Source organism: Spiroplasma poulsonii, assembly GCF_009866525.1.
GTDB classification, from domain to species: Bacteria; Bacillota_I; Bacilli_A; order Mycoplasmatales; family Mycoplasmataceae; genus Spiroplasma; species Spiroplasma poulsonii.
Window position 1 is genome coordinate 1,786,445 of the sequence record NZ_CM020866.1, and the last position, 24,134, is coordinate 1,810,578.

The 24,134-nt window shown below is 28.8% G+C and carries 21 protein-coding genes and 1 riboswitch; of the genes, 4 read left to right on the top strand and 17 right to left on the bottom strand.

Features of this window, described 5'->3' with window-relative positions:
* Window position 1 precedes the first annotated feature (1 nt).
* From rpsG to MSROBK_RS10205, 14 genes are all read right to left on the bottom strand, one after another.
* Complete coding sequence (rpsG, locus tag MSROBK_RS10145) at window positions 2-469, bottom strand: 30S ribosomal protein S7 (protein ID WP_040094448.1); 468 nt, start codon at window positions 467-469, stop codon at window positions 2-4.
* A gap of 22 nt (window positions 470-491) precedes the next feature.
* On the bottom strand, window positions 492-914 hold the full coding sequence (gene rpsL / locus MSROBK_RS10150) for a 30S ribosomal protein S12 (RefSeq protein WP_040094450.1): 423 nt from the start codon (window positions 912-914) through the stop codon (window positions 492-494).
* A gap of 135 nt (window positions 915-1,049) precedes the next feature.
* Window positions 1,050-4,802, bottom strand: coding sequence for a DNA-directed RNA polymerase subunit beta' (gene rpoC / locus MSROBK_RS10155; protein WP_040094453.1), 3,753 nt, complete (start codon window positions 4,800-4,802; stop codon window positions 1,050-1,052).
* Between the two features lie 14 nt (window positions 4,803-4,816).
* Window positions 4,817-8,731 (bottom strand): DNA-directed RNA polymerase subunit beta, encoded by a 3,915-nt coding sequence (gene rpoB / locus MSROBK_RS10160; RefSeq protein WP_040094455.1) that lies wholly within the window; start codon window positions 8,729-8,731, stop codon window positions 4,817-4,819.
* A gap of 130 nt (window positions 8,732-8,861) precedes the next feature.
* Window positions 8,862-9,017 carry a hypothetical protein gene (locus tag MSROBK_RS11200; protein ID WP_168226818.1) on the bottom strand — a complete coding sequence of 52 codons (156 nt, stop codon included), beginning with the start codon at window positions 9,015-9,017 and terminating at the stop codon, window positions 8,862-8,864.
* 63 nt (window positions 9,018-9,080) lie between these two features.
* Window positions 9,081-9,998 (bottom strand): hypothetical protein, encoded by a 918-nt coding sequence (locus tag MSROBK_RS10165; protein WP_133165086.1) that lies wholly within the window; start codon window positions 9,996-9,998, stop codon window positions 9,081-9,083.
* A 66-nt stretch (window positions 9,999-10,064) separates the two neighbouring features.
* On the bottom strand, window positions 10,065-10,610 hold the full coding sequence (locus MSROBK_RS10170; RefSeq protein WP_105629031.1) for a hypothetical protein: 546 nt from the start codon (window positions 10,608-10,610) through the stop codon (window positions 10,065-10,067).
* Between the two features lie 238 nt (window positions 10,611-10,848).
* Window positions 10,849-11,763, bottom strand: coding sequence for an ABC transporter permease (locus MSROBK_RS10175; RefSeq protein WP_040094458.1), 915 nt, complete (start codon window positions 11,761-11,763; stop codon window positions 10,849-10,851).
* Window positions 11,763-13,928: an ABC transporter permease subunit gene (locus tag MSROBK_RS10180; RefSeq protein ID WP_040094460.1), complete on the bottom strand. Its 2,166-nt coding sequence runs from the start codon at window positions 13,926-13,928 to the stop codon at window positions 11,763-11,765. The genes MSROBK_RS10175 and MSROBK_RS10180 overlap by 1 nt, the downstream gene beginning before the upstream one ends.
* A complete protein-coding gene (locus MSROBK_RS10185; RefSeq protein WP_040094462.1) occupies window positions 13,912-15,477 on the bottom strand; it encodes an ABC transporter ATP-binding protein in 1,566 nt (521 codons plus the stop codon). The genes MSROBK_RS10180 and MSROBK_RS10185 overlap by 17 nt, the downstream gene beginning before the upstream one ends.
* A gap of 14 nt (window positions 15,478-15,491) precedes the next feature.
* Window positions 15,492-16,892, bottom strand: a complete 1,401-nt coding sequence (locus tag MSROBK_RS10190) for a BMP family ABC transporter substrate-binding protein (protein ID WP_040094464.1) — start codon at window positions 16,890-16,892, stop codon at window positions 15,492-15,494.
* Window positions 16,893-17,186: 294 nt separating this feature from the next.
* Complete coding sequence (locus MSROBK_RS10195; RefSeq protein WP_133165087.1) at window positions 17,187-18,005, bottom strand: hypothetical protein; 819 nt, start codon at window positions 18,003-18,005, stop codon at window positions 17,187-17,189.
* Between the two features lie 53 nt (window positions 18,006-18,058).
* Window positions 18,059-18,361, bottom strand: coding sequence for a hypothetical protein (locus MSROBK_RS10200; protein WP_040094468.1), 303 nt, complete (start codon window positions 18,359-18,361; stop codon window positions 18,059-18,061).
* Between the two features lie 175 nt (window positions 18,362-18,536).
* The gene (locus MSROBK_RS10205; protein ID WP_052443557.1) at window positions 18,537-19,283 is read right to left on the bottom strand and encodes a spiroplasma phage ORF1-like family protein; all 747 of its coding nucleotides are present in this window, start codon (window positions 19,281-19,283) and stop codon (window positions 18,537-18,539) included.
* Window positions 19,284-19,423: 140 nt separating this feature from the next.
* Between MSROBK_RS10205 and MSROBK_RS14390 the strand changes: the two genes are divergently transcribed.
* Both MSROBK_RS14390 and MSROBK_RS14395 read left to right on the top strand, forming a co-directional pair.
* Window positions 19,424-19,876, top strand: a complete 453-nt coding sequence (locus MSROBK_RS14390) for an IS5 family transposase (RefSeq protein WP_040092446.1) — start codon at window positions 19,424-19,426, stop codon at window positions 19,874-19,876.
* A 94-nt stretch (window positions 19,877-19,970) separates the two neighbouring features.
* A complete protein-coding gene (locus MSROBK_RS14395; protein ID WP_416375429.1) occupies window positions 19,971-20,129 on the top strand; it encodes a transposase family protein in 159 nt (52 codons plus the stop codon).
* 249 nt (window positions 20,130-20,378) lie between these two features.
* Here MSROBK_RS14395 and MSROBK_RS10215 read toward each other — a convergent pair whose 3' ends face one another.
* The gene (locus MSROBK_RS10215) at window positions 20,379-20,573 is read right to left on the bottom strand and encodes a hypothetical protein (protein WP_040094471.1); all 195 of its coding nucleotides are present in this window, start codon (window positions 20,571-20,573) and stop codon (window positions 20,379-20,381) included.
* A 296-nt stretch (window positions 20,574-20,869) separates the two neighbouring features.
* On the bottom strand, window positions 20,870-22,426 hold the full coding sequence (locus tag MSROBK_RS10220; RefSeq protein WP_040094472.1) for a lipoprotein: 1,557 nt from the start codon (window positions 22,424-22,426) through the stop codon (window positions 20,870-20,872).
* A gap of 460 nt (window positions 22,427-22,886) precedes the next feature.
* Here MSROBK_RS10220 and MSROBK_RS10225 point away from each other — a divergent pair, with 460 nt between their 5' ends.
* Window positions 22,887-23,186 carry a hypothetical protein gene (locus MSROBK_RS10225; protein WP_040094473.1) on the top strand — a complete coding sequence of 100 codons (300 nt, stop codon included), beginning with the start codon at window positions 22,887-22,889 and terminating at the stop codon, window positions 23,184-23,186.
* 90 nt (window positions 23,187-23,276) lie between these two features.
* On the opposite strand, the gene MSROBK_RS12260 is transcribed toward MSROBK_RS10225, so the two are convergent.
* Entirely contained in the window at window positions 23,277-23,639 is a 363-nt protein-coding gene (locus MSROBK_RS12260) for a transposase family protein (protein WP_308506896.1), read from the bottom strand.
* Here MSROBK_RS12260 and MSROBK_RS11935 point away from each other — a divergent pair.
* Window positions 23,539-23,787 carry a hypothetical protein gene (locus tag MSROBK_RS11935; protein WP_052443558.1) on the top strand — a complete coding sequence of 83 codons (249 nt, stop codon included), beginning with the start codon at window positions 23,539-23,541 and terminating at the stop codon, window positions 23,785-23,787. The genes MSROBK_RS12260 and MSROBK_RS11935 overlap by 101 nt on opposite strands.
* A 141-nt stretch (window positions 23,788-23,928) precedes the next feature.
* Window positions 23,929-24,114: riboswitch (cobalamin riboswitch) on the top strand.
* Window positions 24,115-24,134 lie beyond the last annotated feature (20 nt).

A 24,134-nucleotide genomic window follows, 5' to 3' on the forward strand; every position in this document is an offset into this window, starting at 1 on the left:
CTTATCAACGATAATGGGCGAAAGCCTTATTTGCTTCTGCCATTTTATGTGTATCATCTTTTTTCTTTACTGACCCACCAATACCATTTGAGGCATCAATAATTTCATTTGCTAAACGATCAATCATACTTTTTTCATTACGTAATCTTGCATAATTAATTAATCATCTTAATCCTAAAGTAACTTTACGATCATCATTTACTTCAATTGGGACTTGGTAATTAGCTCCCCCAATTCGACGAACTTTTAGTTCTAAATGTGGTGTGATGTTTTCAATTGCTTTATTAAACACTTCTAATGGTTCACTATTTGTTTTTTCTTTTACAATATCAAATGCTCCATATAAAATTGTTTGAGCAACTCCCCTTTTCCCATCAATCATAATCTTATTAATTGCACGAGTCACTAATTTTGAACTATAAATTGGATCTGGTAAAACATCTCTTTTCTCTGCTTGGCGTTTACGCATAAAACTCCTCCTTTCTTTTTATCTAAGCTTTAGTTGCTTTTGGTCTTTTTGTACCATATAGTGAACGTCCTTGTTGACGGTTATTAACTCCGGCAGTATCCAACGTTCCACGAATAATATGGTAACGTACCCCTGGTAAGTCTTTAACCCTTCCTCCACGGATTAAAACAACACTATGTTCTTGTAAGTTATGACCTTCACCTGGAATATATGCTGTTACTTCCATTCCGTTTGTTAAACGAACACGGGCATATTTTCGTAACGCTGAGTTTGGTTTTTTTGGTGTCATTGTCGCAACACGAGTACAAACTCCTCTTTTTTGTGGTGAGGTTACATCAGTTGGTTTTTTTTGTAAAGAGTTTAGCCCTCTATTTAAAGCGGGGGCTTTTGTTTTTCACACTTTTTCTTTACGTGGTTTACGAACTAATTGGTTAATTGTTGGCATTAAACTTGCTCCTTTCTTTTTCACATATCCGAGTGTATCAAAGAATACAATCCATATATAATATTACATAAAACCCAAAATTAAGTCAATAATTATTTAACTGTTTATCATAAAAAAAGACCAGACGGTCTTTTTTTAATATTCTTCAGCTTTTGCCGCAATTCCGGCTGGAATAATATCTTTCGGATTTTTTAATCCTGTTCCAGCTGGAATTAAATGTCCTAACATAATATTTTCTTTTAAGCCTTCTAAACGATCAACTTTTCCTTTAATAATTGCTTTAACTAACACACGCGTTGTATCTTGGAATGAAGCGGACGATAAGAATGACTCTGATTCTAATGGTGCTTTCTTAATTCCAAAAATAACATGTTTAGCAGTTGGTGGTTTTTTCATTGAACGAACTGCTTTAATTGTTTCATTACGATAGCGTTTAATTGTTATAATTTCACCTGGCAATAAATCAGTATCACCAGCATCAATGATTTTAACTTTATTCAACATTTGTTTAACAATAATTTCAATATATTTGTCTGAGATTTCAATCCCTTGTAAACGATAAACACGTTGAACTTCTTTTAAAATGTAATTGTGAACATCTTCAATCTTAGCAACTTCTAATAATTCTTTAATATTAATTGAACCTTCCGTTAACTTTTGTCCACGAACAACTTTATCACCAATTTTAACTCGTAAAACGGCATTATATTGTGTTTTATATTTTCGTTCATCACTATCTGATGCAACATAAATGGTATGAATTCCACTTTCATCACGAATGTCACTAATAACTCCATCAATTTCTGAAATAACAGCAATTGATCCTTTTGGTGTTGTAACATCTAATAATTCTTTAATCCGTGGTAACCCTTGGGTAATATCAGCTCCACCAGCAACCCCTCCAGTATGGAAAGTACGCATTGTTAACTGTGTCCCTGGTTCTCCAATTGATTGGGCCGCAATTGTCCCAACTGCTTCACCAATTTCAACTTCCATTCCTGTCGCAAGGTTTTTTCCATAACAACGTTGACAAATTCCTTTTTCAGCTTCACAAGTTAAAACTGAACGAATTATCACTTCTTTAATCCCACTAGCAACAATCGCTGCACTATCTTCTTCTGATAACAATGTATTCGCTGCGATTACTTTACCATTTTTTAATTTAATATCTTTTAAATTATAACGCCCAACTAAACGGTCAAATAATGGCACAATAATATTTGAGTGTTTTTGTTCAATAATATCAAAAACAACAAAACCACGACGAGCATTACAGTCTTTTATTGTAATAATAATTTCTTGTGAAATGTCAACTAAACGTCTTGTTAAATAACCTGAATCCGCAGTTTTTAACGCCACATCAGCCATCCCTTTTCGTGCCCCGTGGGTTGAAATAAAGAACTCGGATACGGTTAATCCTTCTCGGAACGAAGATTTAATTGGTAATTCAATAATATCTCCTTTCGGGTTGTTCATTAATCCCCGCATCCCAACTAACTGCGTAAAGTTTGAAACATTCCCCCGTGCTCCTGAATCAGCCATCATAAAGATTGGGTTTTTAGGATCTTCTCGTAAAATATGTTCTAATTCTGTTTGAATGTTATCTTTTACTTTTGATCATACGTTAATAATTCGATGTTGTTTTTCACGACCTGTTAACATTCCCATTTTAAAGTATTCATTAATTTCTTTAACCTTATTATCTGCTTCTTTAAACTCTTCTTGTTTTTTATCATAAACCTTAACATCGCCCGCTGAAACAGTTACCCCTGATTTACCTGAGTATTTAAACCCTAAGTTTTTCATGTTATCTAACATTTCAGCGGTTTTATTTGCTCCATAAAGTTTAAAGTAACGATCAATAATGTTTGATAAGTCTTTTTTCTTAAATGGTGGATTGACCTCCCATTTTTCTAAATACTCAACTAAATTAACATTATCCTTAATTAATGAACGAGCTGGTAATGCTGTCAAGTTTTGAACATTTGGTTCATTTAAATATGGAAACTCTTCTTTAAAAATTTGGTTAAAAATAATTTTTCCTGGTGTTGTAATAATATAATCATCCATTTGTTCAGGTTTGAATTTTTTATTAGCAAAACCACTAGCAGGAATTGCAACTAAGGTATGTAAGGCTACGGCCCCAGTTTCATAAGCAATAACTGCTTCGTTTAAATCTTTAAAAATTGTTCCTTCACCCAATTGTCCTTTTTCTTCATATGTTAAGTAATAATTTCCTAACACCATATCTTGGGTTGGCGTTACAATTGGTTTTCCATCTTTTGGTCCTAAAATATTACGACTTCCTAGCATTAAACTACGTGCTTCAGCAACAGCTTCATCGGTAATCGGAACATGAACCGCCATTTGATCACCATCAAAGTCGGCATTAAACGCTGTTGTCACTAAGGGGTGCAAACGAATTGCTTTTCCTTTAACTAATTTTGGTTCAAAAGCCTGAATTCCTAAACGGTGCAATGTTGGCGCACGGTTTAATAACACTGGTCGTGATTTAATGACTTCTTCTAAAACTTCTCACACTTTGTCATCTTGATTTAAAATTAATTTTTCAGCAACTTTAATATTTGCTGCTAAATCATCCTTCACTAATTTACTAATAACAAATGGTTTAAACAATGTAATTGCCATATCACGAGGTAATCCACATTGATACATTTTTAAATCTGGCCCAATTGCAATAACTGAACGTCCTGAATAATCAACTCTTTTTCCTAATAAGTTTTGACGGAAACGACCTTGTTTTCCTTTTAAAATACTTGTTAATGATTTTAATGGTCGTTTATCTTTTCCAGTTACTGGCCGTGCTTTTCGTTCATTATCTAATAATGCATCCACAGCCTCTTGTAACATCCTTTTTTCATTATTAACAATAACACTTGGCGCTCCCATTGCTTTAACTTTTTTTAATCGTTCGTTTCGAATAATAATTCGACGGTATAAATCGTTAATTTCTGAAGTAGTGAAACGACCACCATCTAATTGAATAATTGGTCGAATATCTGGCGGAATAACTGGAACTGCACGCAGAATCATTCATTCTGGACGTGAACCTGATTTTTTTAATGAGTCTAATACTTCTAAACGTTTCATTAATTTATTTTGATCTAATTGTGTTTTTTTATCTTTTAAATCTTGTTTAATCTTTTCAATTTCATCATCAATATTTAGATTTTTTAATAATGTTTCAACTGCTTCAGCTCCAATTCCAAAACAAGCATTAGTATGGCGATTAATAAACTGTGCACATTCATCCATTGAAAAAGGTAATGAAGTATTTTTTAAATCCTCAATCATTGTTTCGCCAGCCTCATAAGCAATAGTCCCTTGTTCTAACGTATCTAAAATTTCTCGTAATGTTTTTGTTAAACGTTGACGAGTTGCTGCTGAAGTTTTGGCATTTCCTAAATCTAAAACCATTTTTTGTTTTAATGATTTAGCATCACCAGCATCCAAGACAATATACGACACGAAATAAACAACTTCTTCTAATTCTTTTGTTTTCATATCTAAAATTAATGCAATTCGACTTGGCGCTGCTTTTAACATTCAAATATGACTAACTGGTTCTTCTAATTCGATGTGACCCATACGTTCACGACGAACAATTGCTTCTGTAATTTCAACACCACAACGTTCACAAATTTTTCCTTTATTTTTTGATTTTTTATACTTCCCACAAGCACATTCAAAGTTTTTAGTTGGCCCAAAAATCTTTTCATCAAATAAACCATCACGTTCTGGTTTTAAAGTTTTATAATTAATTGTTTCTGGTTTTTTTACTTCACCATATGATCAACCACGAATGTCTTCAGGGTTCGCTAAACCGATTTTAATCATACGATTATTTTTTTCATTATTTTCAGCCATTTTCTCTGCCCCCCTTAATTTAATTCTTCTTGATCATCAACATAATCAATTTCGCTTTCAATATCACCATTGCCATAAGAGTCTTCTTCTAAATTATTTTGCAAATCAAATTCATCATCAATTTTAGTAAAACCATCTAAAATGTCATCTTGTTGTGGTTCCCGATTTGTATTTAAAATAAAATTATCAATATCAAATTCATCTTCAAATTCATCATTATCGGTCAACAAATCTTCATCAACATAATCTGATTCATCATAGCTTTTAATGTTTTTAATGTTTCCTTCTTCATCAATCATATGAATATTAAATCCTAATCCTTGAATTTCACGAGTTAAAACATTAAATGATTCTGGAATCCCTGGTTCAGGAATCTTTTTGTCTTTTACAATCGATTCATAAGCACGAGTTCTTCCTTTAATATCATCTGATTTAATTGTTAAAATTTCTCGTAGGGTATATGCTGCACCATAAGCTTCTAACGCCCATACTTCCATTTCTCCAAAACGTTGTCCCCCATTTTGAGCTTTTCCTCCTAATGGTTGCTGTGTAATTAACGAGTATGGTCCAACATTTCGGGCATGTAATTTATCATCAACCATGTGTGATAATTTCAACATATACATTACTCCCACCGAAACTGGATTATCAAATTTTTCACCCGTACGACCATCAATTAAAACTTCTTTCCCGAAGTTTTTCATGTTAGCTTTTTCCATAATTTCAATTAATTCTTCATTTGTCATTCCATCAAAAACTGGCGTCGAAACTTTTTGTCCTAATTTTTTAGCCGCCATTCCTAAGTGAATTTCTAGCACCTGACCAATATTCATCCGCGATGGTACTCCTAATGGATTTAACATAATATCAATTGGGGTTCCATCTTCCATATGGGGCATATCTTCTAATGGTAAAATTTTTGAAATAACCCCTTTGTTTCCATGGCGTCCAGCCATTTTATCTCCCTCTTGAATTTTTCGTTTTTGAACAATATAAATTTTAATGACTTCTAAAACATCAGCAGATAATTCATATTTTTCACGAGGAAAACGTTTAATTGCTTGAATAATTCCTTCACCACCATTTGGTACACGTAATGAATTATCTTTAACATTTTTTGATTTTTCACCAAAAATTGCTTGTAACAATTTATCTTCTGGTGATAATTGGGTTTGACCTTTTGGTGTTACTTTTCCAACTAAAATGTCACCTGGTTTAACTTCTGTTCCAATAATGACCAATCCATCATCATCTAAGAATTTACGAGCATTCTCCGAAATATTTGGAATTTCACGAGTAATCTCTTCTCCTCCTTGTTTTGTTTGACGGCGTTCAATTGTATACTCTTCAATATGAATCGATGTAAAAACATCATCTGAAACTAAGCGTTCAGAAACAATAATAGCATCTTCATAGTTATAACCATTTCAAGTTGTAAAGGCAACAACAACATTTTGCCCTAATGCCAACTCTCCTTTATCAATTGATGGTCCATCCGCTAAAACTTGTCCTTTTTCAACTTTTTGACCCTGTTTTACTAATGGAACATGTGTCAATGAAGTTCCTTGATTACTACGTACAAAAGTATCTAAATTATAATTCTTTAGCCCTTCTTTTGTTTTTAAAACAATTCTTGTTGCATCAACATAATCAATACTACCATCATATTGTGACACAATCGCTAATCCTGAATCACGTGCTGCCGCATATTCAACTCCTGTCCCAACATATGGTGAATTTGGTGAAATTAGTGGAATTGCTTGACGTTGCATATTAGCTCCCATTAAAGCACGGTTAGCATCATCATTTTCTAAAAAAGGAATACAACTTGTCGCAATTGAAACAATTTGTTTTGGTGAAACATCGACATAGTCAACATCATTACGCGTTGCAATAATATTTTCACCTTGGAATCGTGCAACTACTTGTTCATCTAAGATTTCACCTTTATCACTTAAACGAATATTTGCTTGTGCAACAACATAATTTTTTTCTTGATCTGCTGTTAAATAATCATTTTCAGCAGTAACTTTGCAGTCAATAACACGACGATATGGTGTTTCAATAAACCCAAAGGCATTAATTTTAGCATATGTTGCTAAATTATTAATTAATCCAATATTGGGTCCTTCTGGTGTTTCAATCGGGCAAATTCGTCCATAATGTGAGTAATGGACATCCCGCACTTCTAATCCAGCACGTTCTCTTGATAACCCTCCTGGCCCCAACGCTGTTAACCTACGCTTATTTGTTAACTCTGCTAATGGATTTGTTTGATCCATAAATTGTGATAACTGTGATAAATTGAAAAATTCTCCAATAATAGCAGACAATGGTTTATTATTAATAATATTTGATGGTTTCATTTTGAATAAGTTTGATGTTGACATTTTTTCTTTAACATTTTTTTCAATTCTTAATAAACCAATACGAAATTGATTTTGTAATAATTCTCCAATTGTACGAACACGACGGTTTCCTAAATGATCAATATCGTCAACTTCACCAATTCCATCCGTTAAATTTAATAAATATGAAAATGTTGCCAAAATATCTGGTACAGTAATATATTCATCATTTGCATTTGGATCAATTCCAATAATGTTTGCTACACGCGTGCGAACTTCATTATCAACATAAACTTTAATTTTTTGAATTTTTTTTGAACAAGTAACTTCATCACTAAATTTAACTTCTTCTAAACAAGCTCCCGCTTTTAAAACTCCTTTTAGTTTATTAATGGCTTCTTTATCCATTAAAGTTCCTTCTTTAAAAACAACTTTACCATTAACATCTTTAATATCCTCAGCTAAAACTTTGTTATAAATTCGGTTTTCAACAGATAATTTTTGAACTAATTTAAAACGTCCCGCTTTTGTTAAATCATATTTACGTTTATCAAATAATAATCCGTATAAATATTTTGTTGCACCATCAGGTGTTGCGGTTTCTCCTGAACGAATTTTTTTATAAATTTCTTGAACCGCAATACTTTGATCATAAGCAATGTCACCGGTATATGGATCTAATTCATAAGTGCTTTTTACTAATTTATTGTCACCAAAAATATCTAGTGCATCCTCTTTAACAATTCCTAATGCCGTTAAGAAATTAGCAACTGATACTTTTCGAGATTTATCAATCTTTATATAAAAAACATTTTCAAAGCGTTCTTCTTTTCCCACTTTAATTTTTTTATGATCTGATTCAAATTCTAACCATATTCCTCGTGATGGAATTAAATCAACATAATAAACATTTTCCCCATTTTTACGGTTTAAATCAATTTTATAATATGCTCCCGGTGAACGAACCAATTGTGAAACAACAACCTTTTCTGAACCATTAACAATAAAAGTTCCTTTTCCAGTCATTAATGGAAAATCACCAAAAAAGACCTCTCCTTCTTTTTCAATTGTAATATCCACTAATAACTTATCTTCTAGTCTTTCCGTAATTGTTACCGTACATGTTGCTGTTTCATCGCCAGAGTGAATATCATAATAAATAACATCTGGTGATTTTTTTAAAATTGTGATCATGTGTCCAACACGTTCTTCAATTCATGATTTAATTAATTCTGGTTCCCCTTTAACAATTAATTTTTCTACTTCTAAATCTTTTGAATTAATTGTTAATTTTAAATTGGAATAAATTGGTGCTTCAAAAATTTTTGACTCATCTTTTGCTTGAGAAATAGTTCGCCGCGGCTCTCTAAATTCTCAATTTAACATCTCTAAAAAAATATTTCCCTCATGTCCTACAATTGGAAATACCTCACTGAACACTTCGCTAATACCGATTTTCTTAAATCAATCATATGTTTCAGTTTGAATTTCAATTAAGTTTGGTAAATCTAAATTCCCACTTACTTTTGTATAATCGATTCTTTTAGCATAGTGCCCAAATTCTTTTTCTTTTAATGCCATTAATTATTAACCTCACTTTTCACAATATACGCTTATAAATTTTATATTGGTTTAGAAGAAAAGTCAATCATTTTGACCATTTCCTTATCTTTTTTAAAATCTTTTTGTTCACTTTTTATCACAAGCCTTACTACTTATGACGGTCACAGACAAAAATTTCATCATCAGTTGCGCCAACCATTGCTTGTTTCATCTTTCCGAATAAAACTCCCGCAGCGCCACCAGCAACTCCTTGTTTTTCTTGTTCTGCAACACATTTAAAACATTTTGGATTAAAATCTGCCATCTGTTTTACCTCCTTTAAGGTCTTCTTAATTTTACTAAAAAATAATTAAGTTTTGCAACTTAATTATTTATCAATTAAAATTCATGCTCATCATCCATGCTGAACATTAATATCTCCAGCATTTGAACCATATTCTGTATAAAAAATTGAATTCATCCGATCTTGGCCAAAAGTAAATGCTAAGCAAAATGATGCGTTTTTATAATTAAAAACAATTTTGTCACGGGTTGGTTCATAATCATTTGGTCCCCCAATTCATAATGACTTGTCCTTAACTAGATTATGCAAATTGAATAATTCAATATCAGGTAAATTTTTTCCTATCTTACTACGTTTAAAATTAGTTAAGAGTTTTTTAAAGATTCTATTTGCACTACTAATATCATTTTTAAATTCTGCAAAAAGACTATCCCCAACATGAAAAACACTAGTGTTTTTAAAATTATTAGCATCACTACTTCCAAGAACTCGTTTTTTTAATTCAACATTATAGTATTTATGAAATGCTACAATAATTTTCCCAAAATTAATTAATTTGCTATCTAATCCTTGGCGACTAATTAAAATATTACTTTCAAAAGTTTGATTATTAATTTTTAAAGTTCCTGCCAATGGTAAACCATATAGTGAAATATAATTTAAATTAACATTTAATTTTGCTAACATCATATTGTTATGATCAACATTAAAAATTGGTAAACTTTTCTTATATTCTGTCACAAAATTTTCTGGTGTTAAACCAATTGGGTTAAGACCTTCACCAGCTCAAAGCGCGGGTTGATAGTTTCCAATATCATCTTTTTCTAGAATTTGACCGGAATTTTCTGCGGTTATTGTTCCAGAAATTAAACGCATTAATTTTTTATTTCCACCATTGTCAAATACAATTGCATCACGAACTGATTGGTCAATTTCAGAATCTTCTCTAATCATGTTCTTTAAATTACTAACAAAAATGTCATCCAACGGTTTAACATCCATATTATAATTAATTTGAAAATTAGTATAAATTGAACGAAACTTGTCATTGCTATCAATAACTACTTTTTAATAATTATTAAAGAATCTAATTAAAATTTTAGTCATTGTTTGAATTGAATTTTGTAAAAGTTTTTGAATTTTTTCTGGTTCATTTGTAATAATATAAGTAATCGTAAACGGCATTAACTGATTTAAATTTTTAAAACTCAAGTTTAACACAAACTTATATTGTAATTGCACCGCTTTAACGCCCGCCACTGGGGTATTGGTTAATTTACCAATTTTATCTAAATCAATATAATTTAACGTAAATTTACTTTGTTTTTTATCAAATGTTAATGGCACCGTATTCAAATAATAATTTGAATATTCTCGAATAATTTCAAAATTTAAATTATCAAAAACAGAGCGAAAACCATTCTCAACGTTTTCTAATCCCAAACTAATCTTTGGGTCTGTTTTATCAAGTTCGATACTTTGCTGATCTTTATTAACTAAATCATAAAAAGGGGTCAATTCTGAAAAGGCATTTGAATCCTTCAAATTACTATTATTATCATAATCAGTAATAACAGAACTAACTTTACTAGAAATTTTAGTTAAATTTATCATATCATTTTGTAAATTTGAGTTGTCATAATCATTAACAATATTTTTCTTATAACAACCCGCCAGATTAATTGGGCCCCTGTTTTTATAGCCGAAATGGCAAAAATAGTTAATAGTTTTTTCATTTTGTTTCCTCTGAAAAACAATACCTTTTGTTTCCTATTATTATTATTATTATTATTATTATAAAAAAGCAAGTATTTAACTAAACATAATAAAAAAACAACCAATAGTTGTTTTTTTACCGCAGGGACTTATCAAAGGGAATTCCTGACGCTTTTGGAATTTTGGAATATTTAGAAAATGCGACCATTGTCACTAACGCTAAAACAAATGGTAATATTTTTAGCAATTGGTTTGATGGATCAGCAATATTTCAACCAGTAAATCGTCATAATGTTCCTGCTAACGCAATTAAGAAACTAAATAAAACAGATCCTAAGGTAATATATTGAATTCTTCATTGTCCAAAAATCATAATTGCTAAGGTAATATAACCTTGGCCTTGTACATCACCACGAAATTGACCTGAAACATAATGGGTAAACATTGCACCAGCTAAACCAGCTAAACATCCTGAAATAATAACCGCTTTATACCTTGTTTTAATTACATTAATTCCAGAAGCATCAATTGCATTTGGATTTTCGCCACATCCAGCGTAACGAATTCCTGTTTTAGTAAATCTAAAGAAAACAAAGGTAAAAATCGCTAGAACAATTGCAATAATTAAAAAAATATTAATAATTTTTGCTCGATCGATTCCAATTGTGCTAAAACCAGTTTGAATCATATTTCCGGCAGCTAAAGCTGGAATACTAACAAAGAATAATCCTAATCCTGTTGCTAATAAGTTTAAAGCTGTCCCCGAAATTACTTGCTGTGCTTTTAAAGTGATTGAAGCAAAACCATGCAATAAGGCAAATGCTCCCCCAACAATTGTGGCAATTAATAAAGCAATGATTTGCATGCCATTTCCATATTGTGAAAGAACTTTTCCTAACAATGCATAGACTAAAGCCCCAATAATCATCATTCCATCAATCGCAATATTAATAACACCAGCTCGTTCTGAATATAACCCCGCCATTGCAGCAATTAATAATACAGCAAAAAGGACCGAACCATTGGCAAATAATTGTGAAACTGCTTCCATTAGTTTTTTCCTCCTTCTTGTGCTGACTTATGATATACTGATTTCTGACGAAGATACTCTGTTTTTAAAATTTTATTATCTTCACCAACAGCCTTAATAATTGTATTTAACTTCTGATTTAATTCATTTCTTCACTGCGGTAAATTTGTCCGATGTTTTTCTTTAACAACTTTATTTTCAACATCAAATTGTTGTTTCATCGTTGTTAATTGTATTGTTAAATCTTTTTTTAACATCATTACTTCTTTTTGAATCCCAGGATCATTTTTTAATTTAACATCAATTGCTTTTAATTCATGTTTAATTTCTTTTCGTGTCTGGTAATTTGTTATTTTAAACTGACACATTTCTTTCCACTGTTGATGTTTTAGTTTTTTAATTTCTTGATTTAATTGTTTAGTAACAACCTTTTCTTTACTTTGCAATGTTTTAAAATCAGTTAAATATTTTTGTTGAATTTCATCAAAAACAGGATAATAACTCTCACGCAACTTTTTAATGGCATCCTCTTGTTTTAAGATTAAATCACCATATTGTGTTTGTAATTGTACTAATCTAGCATATAAATCTTTTTTCGGTAGACCATAAAGTTGAGAAAGTTTTTGTTTTGTTTGTCCTTTACATTTTTTAACTGTTTGAACATAATTTCGTTTTAAAAAACTAGCTTGTTGTTTTTTTAATAAATATTCATTTTTTACTTGTACAAAATGATCCATTGCTGAACCAAGAGCAATAAAAACGGCTAAATCATATTTTGTTTCAATTCCTCGTTGCCCAATTTTTGCTGCTTCTTTGTATTTTGAATTTGTAAAGAAACGCATTTCTGTTTTTAAAGTTGTAATCTTTCCAGCATATAATGTTAATTCATCATTAATTTCTTCACGATAAGCTTTAATTAATTCCTTATCTCCTTGCTGTTTTAATTCATGGATTTTAACTCGATACCTTTTATTGATTGTTTTGATTTGTCTCTGATATGTTTTAATTTGTTGCTTATATTCATCATATTCTTGTTTTCAATCAACATGATGGCGAATATTTCACCAACGACTAATTCAAAAAATTGGTTTGAAGTAAATAAATAGGGCCGAAATCGCGGTCATATAAATAATAATCCCAAAAATTAATTGTCCCATTTGTTTTGACATTTGAAAATCTGGTAATTGCGTTGCTTGTAACGCTGCGGTTTTAATGATTCCTCATAATAAAGCAATTGGTAAAATCGCAACACCATTAGTAAAAGCAACTAATGCAACAGCAATCGCATCAAATCCAACCACCGGCAAAGCATCCGTTGTAAACTGCAAGACCGTTGATTGAGTCATATAATATAGCATTCCTAAAACACCAGCTAGTCCACCCGATAAGGCCATTGACACAATCATATAGGCACGAACGTTTGTTCCAGCATATAGTGAAGCATTTCTTGATTTTCCAACCGCTTTAATCCGAAATCCTAATACTGTATAATTCATAATGAAGATAGCTGTTAGTAATAATAACATTGCAATAATAAATGGAATAATTCAGGTTTGACCATTTAATGTTAAATTAAAATTAGGAGCAGCTGTAACAATATCAATTGTTGAATTATGATTTGAATTTCACATCCCATGCGCGGGATTCATAAACATTCATTTCATCACATATCAAACAATTCAATTTAACATAATTGTTGAAACAACTTCATGAATATTAAAATACGCTTTTAGTGCACCAGCAATTGCTGCTAAAGCTGCTCCAACTAAAATTGAAATAAGCAACGCCCCAACAACACCAGCTCCCTGACTAATAGCTGGATTTTTTAATCCTAAAACAATTGTCATACTACCAGCAAGGAGCATTTGTCCGGGAACTCCAATATTAAATAGTCCCGCTTTAAACCCAACCGCAACAGCTAACCCCGCAACAATATAGATTGCTCAATATGTTAATGTTTGGTCTTTTAATAAAGGGTGGAAAGCTAAACGAAAAACATAACTAAAGAATAACAATGGATTTGAAGCATTTGCACCAATAATAATAAAACTAAGAATAGCTCCCGCAATAATGGCACAAACAGATGCTTTAAAATAATTCATTTTTGTTTTGAATTCATTTGAACGAAAGAAAATTTTGGTTTTTTGTCTTAACAATCAGCCATAACTTTTAATTTGTTTTTGCATCAATTTGAGTTCCTTTCTGCTGATATGTCCCAGCCATCATTAAGCCAATTTCTTCTCGTTTAACCTTGTTTCCAAAAACTTCACCCGTCACCCGACCATTATGTAAAACAACAATGCGGTCAGCTAAACTAATAATTTCTTCTAATTCATAAGAAACAAGGAGCACTGCGTTACCTTGTGCCTTTTCTTCTAAAATTTTATTATGAATGTATTCAATCGCACCAACATCTAATCCCCGGGTTGGTTGAACAACAACTAAAATATTATGCTGACGTGATAATTCACGACCAATAATTAGTTTTTGTTGATTACCACCAGATAGTTCTCTTGTCATCGCAAAACCAGAGTTAGCACCACGAACATCATATTTTGTAACAATTTGTTGGGCATATAACTGAATTGCAGCTTTATCTAATAAACCATAATTTGAAAATGGTTCTTGATTAATATTTTGTAACACAACATTATCAATTGCATTAAAATCTAAAATCAAACCATACTTATGACGATCTTCGGGAATATGTGACATTCCATTTTGATAACGTTCATAAATGCTTTTCTTCGTAACATTAATATCATTAAAAATTATTTTTCCTGATGTTACTTTTTCTAATCCTGCTAGAGCATTAACTAACTCAGTTTGCCCATTTCCTTCCACTCCGGCAATCGCAACAATTTCACCGGCCTGAACCGTTAAATTAAAATCATCTAAAGCCATTAAACGCGTTAATCCTTTTTTCTTTACTGATAAATTTTCAATTTTTAATAAGGCTTCCTTTTGTGGGGCTTTTCCATCATTTTTAATAGCAACCAAATTCCGCCCAACCATTGCTTCAGCAATTTCTTTTTCGTTTTTATCTTTAACCTCAAATGTTTCAATAACTTTTCCACGACGAATAACCGTCGCACGATCAGCAATTTTTTTAACTTCATCTAGTTTATGTGAAATAAAAATAATTGTTTTTCCATCTTTTTTTAGATCTAACATAATTTTTAATAACCCCTCAATTTCTTGTGGTGTTAATACTGCCGTTGGTTCATCAAAAACTAAAATGTCAGCACCACGGTATAAAATTTTTAAAATTTCTACCCGCTGCTGCATCCCAACTGAAATGTTGGCAATCTTTGAACGAAAATCAACTTGTAAATTATATTTAATCGCAATTTGGGCAATATCTCGTGTTTCTTTTTGTCGATCAAGAAATACTTTACCAACTACTTTTTCATGTCCTAATGTAATATTGTCTAAAACAGTAAAAATATCAATTAATTTAAAATGTTGGTGAACCATCCCAATTCCTAATTTATTTGCTTTAATTGGGTTGCTAATGTATTCTGGTTTTCCATTAACAAGAATTTCACCTTTTGTTGGTTCATATAACCCAAATAAAATACTCATTAAGGTTGATTTTCCAGCCCCATTTTCACCAATCAAAGTATGAATTTCACCTTTTTTAACTTTTAGGGTAATATCATCATTTGCAATTAAATCACCAAAAACTTTTGTAATTGACTTCATTTCAATTGCATATTCATTATTATTTGCCATTACTGTGTCCTTTCTTATAAAGCTGCTTCAATTGCATTTAGAATATAATCTTTTAATTTATCACTACTTTGATAAGTATTTGCTAATGTTTTTGAAAATACTTGTACAGCAACCGGTGGTTGTCCTTCAATCCCACGTGAATACACATCTTGTAATACTTCAACAATTTTATCAAAAACAGTATCTTTTGCATGTTGATCTGTCTCGTTATGAATGAATGCAACAGTATCATCATTAATTGCCTTTGTTTTTTCAATTCCAGTTCAAGTCGGATGTTGAATTGATGATTGATCAATATTAATTCAACAGTCAGGAGTTGCTTTACTATTATCTCATGTTTTATTATCTTCTTGATAACCACACGTTGATGAATAAATATTTTTTAATGCTTCTGAAGTTGAAGTTGCAATTTCTTTTAAAGCACTTGTCACAACAATTTCTTCGCCATAAATTTTTGATTGCTCCGTATCAACCCCAATAACTTTTGCCATTGATTTATTATATCTAATTCGATCAATTGTATCTTGTGTTTGCGGTCCAGCAACTGGAAAAATAATACTTGCTTTACGAGAAATCAATTCATCAGAAATATCTTTGCCTTGCCCAACCTCAAATGATTGTGAAAATCATGATTCATTACTTTTAACAACATTTTGAACTTTTCCAATTGGTTGTAATGATGTAACCTTTGGATTCATTTTTTGTACTTGTTTCAAAATATCATTTTTAATTTGATATAGTTCTGGGAAACTACTATCATTAATAATTGTATTGAGGATATCAGCTGCAACAATAAAACCTCACATATAGTTTGAAACAGCATCAGGGTTATCCATTCCACCATAGGTCGCAATTTTTAAACCATCAGGATATCTCTCTTGATTAGCATTCAATCATAAAGCTGCTGCAATGCCAGCAAAGAAACCAGAAGATTCAGCTTCATAAGTTATTCCAATAATATTTTTTGCTAATGGTCTTGTTGTATCCATTCCCAAGTGAATATTTTGGCTACTTCCATCAATATAAATAATATTTTGTGCCACTTCTGCTGATCAGCCAATTGTATTACCGTGAACAAACCCTGGTAAAATGATCGTTTTAGCTCCGGCAATATTTGCCGTTACATAGGCTGTTTTAAAATCAGAAGGGGTTTGACTTGCTGGTTCAAAATAACTAGCTCGTCAATTACTTTTTTTCCACTCTGCAGTGGTAATTTTTGGATCTTTTTGTAAAACAACGTATTTACTTGCTCCATCTCATGCTGATTCATTAAATGATGCATCAGTAATTGTTCCAGCATCAGTAATAACCCAAATATCACTATCAAAAGTGTATTTTTTTGCACAAGCGACAAGAGAAGTACCTGAAGTGGTTATTAACGTTGATACTGTTAGAAAACTGAGCAATTTTCTCATCGTGTGTTTCCTCCTATTATATTTTTAATTTCTATTTGGCAATTGAATATTCCCTTTTATATTATATTTATGATTTTTAAGACCCCAACAATGTAATATATCATTGCTAATTTATTTTTAACATATTTTTAAGAGAAAAGAAAGGAAATAGTTTTACTTTCCAAATAAAAAAATAAATTCATATTAACTGAATTTAACTTTTTTATAAATTTATTGTAATTAAATAAAAATAATATCTTTGAAAGATTCTTTCCTCTTTAAAGATATTATTTTAAACTAAAACTTTATTCTTATTTATTTTAAAGTTAAAATATAATTTTTACTAGTACGCTCATCAATTAAAAAAGCCGAAGTTGGTGTAAAACGATCCATTGCTAACGCTTTTAGCGGAACTGGTGTTAAATAACCGCGGGCATTAAGAATATAACTTATATCCATTGATTGTGCACCAATAATGATAATGTTATCGTTAACCATAGCATAGTTATTTGTTAACATATTAGGAATTATTCTAATAGTACCGTTATCTGCTAAAAATCAGCAAGTATCTCCTGACATTCCAAAAGCTACATTTCCATTCCAATATCTTTCTTCACCAGTATCTGCTGTCGCTGTCAAGTTTCCATCTTCATCAATAAAACTTCCTTTACCATTGATTGCAATGTTTCCTTTTGAATCATTGAATTTATCATAAGTTGAAGATGAAAACCCTAAACTAGTAAATCCAGTTGAAGGTTTAAAGATACTGATTTTTTTAAAATTATCATGAGAAATTCCTCAATTATCATTAATCATTACTAAGTTATCTGCCATTCCATTAAAACTAGTAACTTTCCCTGCTTCTTTATCAACAAAATAAGTTTTGTATGTTTTTCCATCTGAGAAAATTGCTGAATATATATAGCTATTATTTGTAACTTTTGAAAAAGTTACTACATTAGAGCCAATAAATTTATAGTTACCTTGTGCGTCAATTTCGTACATATTACCAGAACTAAATCCAATATTAGTAATTTCTACATATAACATTAAATTTGAATTAATTGCCATAAAATCTCAAACACCAGAAAACGGCACATTAAGGGTTTTAACCGCACCTGATGTATTAACCAAAACGAAACTTGATCCCAAATTAATGATGTAATTAGTTTGGTCAAAGGAAAATACTAATTGTTGTTTAACCACCACCCTGGTGTCACTTTGACGTTTAAAGCAACAAAATTATCATTCCCTTTAACTAGAAATACTTCATTTGTTTCTCTTTCAACTCCAATTCCAATTGAATCAGTTCACTTAGATAATATTCTAAAATTCTTAGTCATTTCTTCTAATGAATAATCTTCTGTAATTTTATCAATTTTATTATTAATACTTTTTGCATGATTGATATGATTAATACTACTTGCTCCTGTACTTATAGAAGCCCCCGTTAAAATAGCAGTAATAATAAATGTTAACATTTTTTTCATTTTTATGTTGCCTCATTTCTTAATCATCAAGGAAAGGGGCTACGCCCCCGCGTCGCTACGCGAACGCTCCCCCGCAAACAACACACGGGTAAAAATAAATTTTTTGCACCGTGTGTTGTTTGCTGCCTGTTTTTTCTTGGTCTATGTATGTATATATATTTGTATCATTTTGTTTTTATAAAAATCGCAAAATACCATTTAACATCGCAAGAGTAATAATTGCCCCAAGCAATAATTTAAAAGCAATATCAAAAGCAAAAAAATTACTAATATTATCTCAAAGCAAATTAACATTTTGCATTGTATTTACTAATGCATTAGCATATTTTCCAACCTCTTTAATGCCGGGCAAATTATTAAATGCTCAAATAAAACCATTTTTTATATGACAAAATACATTATATCAAGTACAAGAACTATAAGGTAAATTTCAAATATCACCACCATTAATCTCATTATTTCAATCACTAGCATTATAAATGCTAAAATTAAACCCAAAAAGATTTAAAGTAGATTTACTAGGCAAATTTTTACTTTGAAAAGTAATTATATTAAAACCACGATATTTATTAGTGTCTGTTGTCATATCAAGCATTTTAACCTTACTTTCATAACCACCATTACCATTACCAGGCAATACATCAGTTAAATAATCTCAATTTGATAAATAAGAATAATAATTATCATTTGAATTTATTTTAAAAGCATTTGCCAATTTTACTTGATATTGTGGGTCAGTACCATTAGAAACTCAAAAATTAAAAATCATTGATTTAGGATATAATAAAAAACCATTTTTTACAAAAAACGAAAAACCTAAATTCCCAGTTAAACTAGTAAAAATTAAATATTCTTTATAATTAAAAACATCAAATAAAGTTCTTAAAATATTAGAATAAAAATAATCTAAAAGTTTAAACAATAAATCTAAATCATTAAAATTATCAGTTAATTTATCATTAAAATAAAACTTAAAATTATTTTGTTTTAAATTAGACTTCTTGCGATACCCTTTTTTATTAAAATATTATTATAAAATATAATTTATGAGGACATAAAAATATGAACAATAATAAATTTAATACTCTTAATGATAGAGAATGGTTAAGATTAACAGGAATAAAAAAATCCACTTTTAATAAAATGTTAGATATTTTAAAAGTTGCTGAAATAGAAAAATTTAAAAAAGGTGGTAAAACTAATAAATTATCATTAGAAAATAGATTATTGATGACTTTATTATATTGACGAGAATATCAGACTTATTTTCATCTTGGTAAAAGTTTTGATATTAGTGAGGCTAATTGTTATCGTAATATTAAGTGAATTGAAGATATTTTAATTAAAAACTCTGATTTTCAACAACTTGCTGGTAAAAAAGCACTAATAAATGATTATTTTAATGATAAAACTATTATTATTGATGCTACCGAAACTCCAATCCAACGCCCAAAAAAAGACAAAAACAATCTTATTCTGGTAAAAAGAAAAAACACACGATCAAAACACAAGTAATTATCGAACAAGAAACCAAAAAAATTATTGCAACAAGTTTTTCGCTCGGAAAAAATATGATTATGCTTTATTTAAAGAATCAAAAATCCCAATTTTAAAAAATACCAAATTAATAGTTGATAGTGGTTATCAAGGAATACAAAAAAATCACAATAATGTTCTAATACCTACAAAGAAAACAAAGAAAAACCCTTTAAACAAAGAACAAAAGCAATATAATAGACTAGTTTCAAAAATGAGAATTATTATTTAAAATATTTTTGCTATTCTTAAAAAATTTAAAATTATTACAGAAAAATATCGTAATCGAAGAAAAAGATTTGGTTTAAGATTTAATTTAATTGCCTCAATTTATAATTTACAATTATTATATTTAACATAAAATATTTATTTAAAATTAAATAATTTAAATAATAAATTAATTTTTCGTTGTGGAAAAATATTAAATTTTTAAATAAAAAACATAATTAATTAAAATTATATTTTTCTATTAGTATCTTTTTTACAAATATTTGCAATTTTTTAACAAGTAATGCAAGAAGTCTAATAAATGAATTCGTGAAGGTCATGGTTGTGGTTGTTTGGTTTGTCTTTTGTTTCTGCTTTCTTGTCTTTGATAAGGACTAGCAGCCATAACTGTTGGGACAGCAGTTCCGCTAATAGTTAATATACTTAATAAACTTAAAAGTTTTTTCATTTCTGTATTCCTTTCTGAAATTGTATTATTTTTTTATGTTGCTAAGTCATTATTTGATACAAAATAATATTAACATAAAAATTGATTAGTATTCCTGTGAAATGTTTAGACCAATTTAAACCGAATAATTTAACTTAATACTCTATAAAAACCCTTATAAATGGTGGTAAAGTCCATTGAATTACCCCTACCCAAACACTCGCCAATTGAATTGAAAACCAAATTAATAACTATGCTTGACAAGAGTTAAACACCTACGAAATCTCAAATAACATAAAATAGCGAGTATATACTCGCTATTTTATTTCTATATAAAAAATTGAATTATTATTTGTGCTAGCTAAAGGAATATAATAAAGTTTATTGAATAATGATGATCCATATGTAAATTTTATATGTCAATTTGGCATTGAAAGATTATTATCAAAATGTTTTTTGTTATTTTCTTCTTTTATTGGAATTAAATCATTAGTTAAAAAAATGAAATTAAACTTATCTATGTTTTTTAAACTGTTATTATTTTTTTTAAACTGTTTAATTAAAGAATTAAATCAATTATTTTGAGATTCTTTGTCATTGTTTTTTAATTTATCATAAATGTTAAGTTCAACTTTTAATGTTATTGTTTTATCATTATTTAGTTTAGTATCAAAGTATTTAAAGAAATTATAAATTAAATTTCCAAATTCTTTTATTATATCTTTAAATGACTGTTTTGATATATAAAAGTTAATTTGATTATTTAAAGGTTTATTTATTAATGGAAGACCAAAAATAGAAATAGCATTTAAATTAATAGAAAAAGAATTAATTTTTAATTCATTTTCTATTGTATTTTCATTATAATAAAAATTAACAAAATCATCTCCATTATTTTTTAAATTGTTATCATTAAATAGTCATTTTGAAAGAGAATTTTCTTCTAATATATCTTTTTCTGTGCTAACTTTTTGATTTTTTGCTTTAAAATCACGCCATATATTAAAAATATCTTCATTGTTGTTATTTTCTGAAATTAAAAAATTATTATCTATTTTTAAATTATTTTCTTCTGGTTTTATTGCTAATTTAGCTTTTAAAATGGATAAAAATTTATCATTATTATATTTATTTACTAGTTTAGTATTTTGTGTGTTATCAAAAATATCAATGTCTCCCTTTAAATTATTATATTCTGTTAAATTATCTAATTTTATTTTAGAATTATTTTGATTATCATAAAAATCATTAATTTGAGTTTTAATATAATCAACTAATTGCGAAATTTTGTCTAAAATAAAATTTTTATTTGTTGTAATAATAAAATTAAATTTGTGATTAAAATTATTTGTAATATTTTTATAAGTTAATTCAAATTGTAAGTCATATATTATTTTAATTCCTTTAACATTATGAGCATTAACATTAATATTATTAATAATACTGTAAGCCTTTGGATCAATATAATTTATAGTAAATGTTTTTTGAATAATTTTAATAGGTTCAGAATTATAATAAAAATTATTATATTCAGTTTTTATTTTATTATTAATTTTATCTAATTTATTTTCAATTACTTGTGTAATAATATTACTTTCTGTTCCTGTCAAATTAACATTTTTTGATTGATTTGTATTAGAAACTTCACCATATAATGTACTATCATTTATTTTATAAACCATGTCTTCTTTTTTTAGTTCATTCAAAAACATATTTTTTGCTTCAACTTGTAATTTATTTCAAGTTTTTATATCATCATTGTTTTCTTTTTCTTGTTTATCATTATTTCTATCATCCGAACGGCAAGCAATGATATTACTTGTTCCAGTTACAGTTAAACTAACTGTCCCTAATATGCTTAAAATTTTTTTCATTTTTTAATTCCCCCTTTATTTTATTTCCTTGATGAGTTCTTCGTATGCTTGTTTCTGACGCCAATAATACGGGTTCTCTCAAATACTACTTAAATCATTTTCAGTCTTAATAAATGTATCAGAATGTTTAATATTATTTTTTATTAAATAATTAGTATATTTTTCTAAGTTGTTATATTTGATATAAAATAATCTTATCATATAAATTAGTATTCTTGTAAAATATTTAGAGCAATTTAAATCAAATAATTTAGCCTAGCCCCCTATTTTAAACCCTTATTTTATAAGGGTTTTTAATTGTTTGTTTTGCAATCGTCGTCTGTGGTGCATTGAGTGTTATTTTCATCGGGAAATGGTAATAAAATTTTATAATTAATATTATCATAATTATTTTGTATAAAATAATTATATTTACTATTTAAAGTATAAATAATTATTTTAGAAAGGAAATAAAATAATTATGCCAAATATAGATAAAGAAAAAACAAATATAACTAAAAATTTAATAAATAAAACATCAAGTTTCAGTGATGTTAAAGAATTTAAAAAATTAGATAATTCTACTTTTATGCCGCGTATGAAATGCAATTCACAAGTGGTTAAGGAATTTAGAAAAGAAGCAAAAAGTAAGAAATGGCAATTAACAACTTTGATGAATGAAATTTTATCAGAAAGATATAATAGACTTCTTGCATTACTTGTTAAAAAATTGCAAATATTTGTAAAAAAGATACTAATAGAAAAATATAATTTTAATTAATTATGTTTTTTATTTAAAAATTTAATATTTTTCCACAACGAAAAATTAATTTATTATTTAAATTATTTAATTTTAAATAAATATTTTATGTTAAATATAATAATTATAAATTGAGACAATTAAATTAAATCTTAAACCAAATCTTTTTCTTCGATTACGATATTTTTCTGTAATAATTTTAAATTTTTTAAGAATAGCAAAAATATTTTCAATAATAATTCTCATTTTTGAAACTAGTCTATTATATTGCTTTTGTTCTTTGTTTAAAGGGTTTTTCTTTGTTTTCTTTGTAGGTATTAGAACATTATTGTGATTTTTTTGTATTCCTTGATAACCACTATCAACTATTAATTTGGTATTTTTTAAAATTGGGATTTTAATTGGAATTTTAATTGCGCTTTGTTCGAAGGATTTAAAAGTTATTTTAGTAATCTCAATTTCTGTTTTTTTAATTTTTGCTTTTTTAGCAGGCTTATTTTTCCCAATTGGAGTTGTTCGTAGTGATAAAATCTTAAATATTATTGGTTATTTGTTAACACCAAGTTATTCGTCATCAATTATGGGTAGTGCTTTTTTTGATCAGTTCCAGAATGAATTTTAGATTCTAATTTATATCCAAATTTAACATATTTTTCAGAGTTACATAATATTTGATTGCCAAGTTTAATTAGTTTTGGGTGAAGTTTTGCTTTTTTTAGTTTAATTTTTGTTATTAATTATTATCAAGATAAATAAAATATGATATGATATGATATTTTTAGACAATTTAATATATAGTTATTTAGAGTTAGGGAATTAAGTGTAAATCTTGAGTTGTCCCAGCAACTGTGATATGGACGAACACCACAAGCCACTGAAAATATTTTTTGGGAAGGCGGTTAGTAGGATGAAGTTAAGCCAGTAGACCTTTCTAAATTTAATTAGTCTTATTATATAACTCCTGGGTGT